The sequence below is a fragment of the uncultured Dietzia sp. genome (assembly GCF_937873725.1).
In the GTDB taxonomy this organism is placed as follows: Bacteria; Actinomycetota; Actinomycetes; order Mycobacteriales; family Mycobacteriaceae; genus Dietzia.
Genome location: NZ_CALMYY010000021.1, coordinates 1 through 3,762 on the forward strand (window position 1 = coordinate 1; position 3,762 = coordinate 3,762).

Below are 3,762 nucleotides of genomic sequence, written 5' to 3' on the forward strand. Positions count from 1 at the left end.
CCCGAACTCGGGTTAACACGGATTATGCCGAGGTATTGGTTAAGCCGAGGAATATGGCTCTTCACGGATGAGCGTGGGTGAGGCTTGGTAGGCCGCCGCCGATGAGGAGCATTCGGAGGCGGTAGTTGTCTCGGTTGCGGAAGCCGCGGGCGATGCGGCGGTGGAGCTCGATGAGGCCGTTCACGGCTTCGGTGCCGCCGTTGGAGGCGCCCGCGGTGTCGAAGTAGCCGAGGAACTCGGCCCTCCAAGTGGTCAGGGTCTTGCCCAGGCGCTTGACCTCGGGGATCGGGCACGTGATGAACGAGGCAAGCACCTTCTCGGCGATCGCACGGCCGTCGGCGTGACTGGCTTGGTGGTAGCAGTCGCGGACCTGTTGGGCACACATCCAGGCGACTTCGACCTCGAGATGGCGTTCGTCGGCAGCCCACGCCTGGGCAAGCCGCTGGCGTTGACGGTCGGTGAGCCGTTCTTGGCCGGCGCGAAGGATGTTCCGGATCCGGTAGAGCGGGTCATTCTTGCGGCCGCGGTGGCCGTGGATGTCCTGTTGCACGCGGCGTCGGACGTCGTCGACGACGGCGGTGGCGAGGTGAGGTCGGCCCGGGGCGCGGTGACAGTGTTGCCGTCTGTTCCGTTTCCCCGGGCCGCCTCCCGAACCGGGCGTGCGGCTTGCACCGCACCCGGCTCTCCACGAGCCCGTGCCGAGGTCGAACCGTTAGGCGATGTGGGCGAGGGCGGCCCAGCGGGAGGGGATGACGCCGCGGTATCGGTAGCGGGTGACCGTCACCGATGCCGGGTCAAACAATGCCGTCTCCCCGTCGCGGGGCCACCAGCCGGTGGGCCCGTATCGTCGCCGGAGGGCCTTCCACCCCGTCTTGCGATGTTTGTTCCGCAGCCATCGGATGACCCGGTTCCACGTGTAGTGGCGCAGGTGTCCGAAAGTGGCCTTGGCCACCGCGTGACGGAAGTAGGCCGTCCAGCCCCGCAGCACCGGATTGAGCTGGCGCAGCAGGTCGCCTAATGCGTGGTTCGTGCCTTGTTTCGTGATCGCCTTGACCTTGCGGCGGATCGAGGCCACCGACTTCTTGGCCGCGAAGGTGTAGACGTATCGCTTTCCGGTGCCCGGCTTCCGGTGCCGCTGGATGCGGAACCCGAGGAAGTCGAACCCGTCGTCGATGTGGACCACGGTGGTTTTCTCCGGCGACAGCCGCAGCCCCATCGGGGCCAGGACGTCGCCGACCTGATCGCGTAACGCCTCGGCGTGCTCCCGTGTGCCCGACACCAGGACCACGAAGTCGTCGGCGTAACGCACCAGGCGGTACACCGGCAGGCCGTGGCGGCGCCGGCGGGAGCGGTCGACCCGGGTCGGGCTGATGGCAGCCCAGACCTGAGCGAAGTGCTCGTCGAGCACTTCCAGGGCGATGTTGGCCAGCAGTGGGGAGAGGATCCCGCCCTGCGGGGTGCCGGTGTTCGACTCGCGGTGGACCTGGTCCTCGCTGAGGATCCCAGCCTTGAGGAACGCTTTGATCAAGGCCAGGACTCGCTTGTCCCCGATCCGTCGACGCACCCGGCCCATCAGGGCCGTGTGGTCAATCTCGTCGAAACATGCCGTGATGTCGCCTTCGAAGACCCACTCGTAGGAGCGGGACGCGAACATCTGCACCTCGGCGACCGCATCCCACGCCCGCCGCCGGGGCCGAAACCCGTAGGAGGAGGGGTGGAAGTCGGCCTCGAAGATGGGCTCCAGCACCAGCATGAGACACGCTTGGACCACCCGGTCGGTCACGGTCGGGATCCCCAGCCGCCGGTACTTGCCCGGAGACTTGGGGATCAACCGCTGCCGAACCGGCGCCGGGGCGAATGTACCCGACTTGACCTGCTCACGCAGGTCGGTCAGGAACGCCGTCACCGCTGCTGGCCCCTCGGCCGTGATCGCTCGGGCGGTGACCCGATCAACCCCGGCTGTGCGTGCCCCACGATTACCCGCAACCCGCTCCCAGGCCATCACCAGGAAAGCGGGGTCCACCACGAGATTGAACAAGTCGTCGAACCGGGCCGTGGTGTCCCCGGTCGACCATCGGTGCAACTTGGCCTGTATCCCCAGTACCCGGGCTCGCGCCTGTGACAGGCTCGGCCACGGCGCGTCGGTATTCACCGGCGACCTCCTGGCATTGCAGCACCCTCGTTGCGGACTCGCTGCCGCCCTTTGCCATGTGGACGGCTTTCCCATCCTCGGACTACTACGGCGGCTCCGCCCCCTACCGCGCCCGTCAGGCGACGGTGGCCCTGCCCGCCGGGCTGCTGGATGCAGCCCGGGTAGGGCGGGCACGGCAGGGTTCCCATGTTCACTGTGTCGCGGTCGGCGGGGGCGGTGCCCAGCTCTGCTCCGGCAGCATCGCCGCGAGTACGCCGCAGGCTTTCCTCGCGGCCTCCCGGACCGGCATCAATGACCGTCCCGGAAGTCGCCTCCCCGTTCGTCCGTTCGGCGCGCACTGCAGCCCGGCCCACATCCGCCAGGTTGGAGCCGGATCCACGATTACGGAGGTTCAACCACTGGTTCACTCTCGTTACACCTTCCCGCCTCGTTCGCCGGGCCCAGACCATCTGGCAGTACTGGCCCGCCCCGGCTTTGTCAGGGCTGCTTCCCACCCTCACCAGCACCTCCTGGCTCAGGCTGCCCTCAACTTCAACCCGGCCGCTGCGACGACCAGGCGATGGAGGTCTCTCACCTCCATCCGCACACACAGCGCCTCATGGCGCACTTTGACGACGTGGAAAGCGTCGAGGACCGAGCGAGCATCTTCGAGCTGGTCATCGATGGCGTTCTTGTACCCGTGGAACGGATCCAAGGTGGCGATCTCGACTCCGGCGCGGAAGGCCTCGCCCCGCTCGGTGAGCCACGCCCGGTAGGTCTCGCCGGAACGGCCCGGGACCAGGTCCAACAGTCGCGCATGCACCTTCCCGTGCTCGTCGCGGGTCAGGTCCACCATCCCGGTGAGTTCCTTCGGGCCCCGCCCGCCGTCCTGCACCGGCTTGGTGGACACGTGATGCCACACGTGCTCGTCCACGCCCAGGATGCTCACGCCCTCAAAGCGGGACTCGTCATCGGCGGCCGCGGCCAGGATCGGCTTGATGGAACTCCACACCGTGGACCATGACGTGCCGAGCTGGCGGCGGACCCCGTTGACGCTGGCGTGCTCGCGGCGGATCTGCTCGATCGCCCACCGACACGCCCGCGTGGTCAGCTTCGCCCGCGGCGCCGCGACCGACTCGTCCTGCTCGGTGAACGACCCGACCGGGCACCCGAGGTCGGGGCACACCCAGCGTCGCTTGCGCCAACGGATCCGCACCGGGGCACCGAACACGGGCGCGTCGACCAGCTCGACCTCGTCCCGGCCATGACCACGCGCCAGCACCCCGCAGGACGGGCACCCCATCACGGCCGGCTCGGACTCCACCGTCACCACCAGCCGCCCGCGAGCGTCTCGCTCGGCCGCGGTCACATGCAGCCCGTCCACGCCGATGATCAAGTCGCATCGGTTGCAGTAGCCGCCGCGCGCAAGGCAGCACAACGTAGGGTCATCCATGTCGAGGTCCTTGAGATCAGAAGAGGTAGAAGTCCTCTGATCCTCGGGGGCCTCGACCCCTTCCCTCGACAACCACTCAGATCAGCGCGTCGCGCCCCCAACCACGCTCATCCGTGAAGAGCCGCATTATCGCGGGCTGGGTGGCCATTCAGACCGAACACTTCCGCAACCTGTTCCT

The 3,762-nt window shown here is 67.8% G+C and carries 2 protein-coding genes and 1 pseudogene; all 3 read right to left on the minus strand.

The window, feature by feature from the left end; translation table 11 throughout:
- Positions 1-61 precede the first annotated feature (61 nt).
- Positions 62-574 (minus strand): annotated as a pseudogene (locus tag Q0444_RS01420) (transposase); the annotation flags it as partial.
- A 138-nt stretch (positions 575-712) separates the two neighbouring features.
- Positions 713-2,152, minus strand: coding sequence for a group II intron reverse transcriptase/maturase (gene ltrA / locus Q0444_RS01425; protein WP_299020806.1), 1,440 nt, complete (start codon positions 2,150-2,152; stop codon positions 713-715).
- A gap of 514 nt (positions 2,153-2,666) precedes the next feature.
- Positions 2,667-3,584 (minus strand): transposase, encoded by a 918-nt coding sequence (locus Q0444_RS01430; RefSeq protein ID WP_299020808.1) that lies wholly within the window; start codon positions 3,582-3,584, stop codon positions 2,667-2,669.
- Positions 3,585-3,762: the final 178 nt, after the last annotated feature.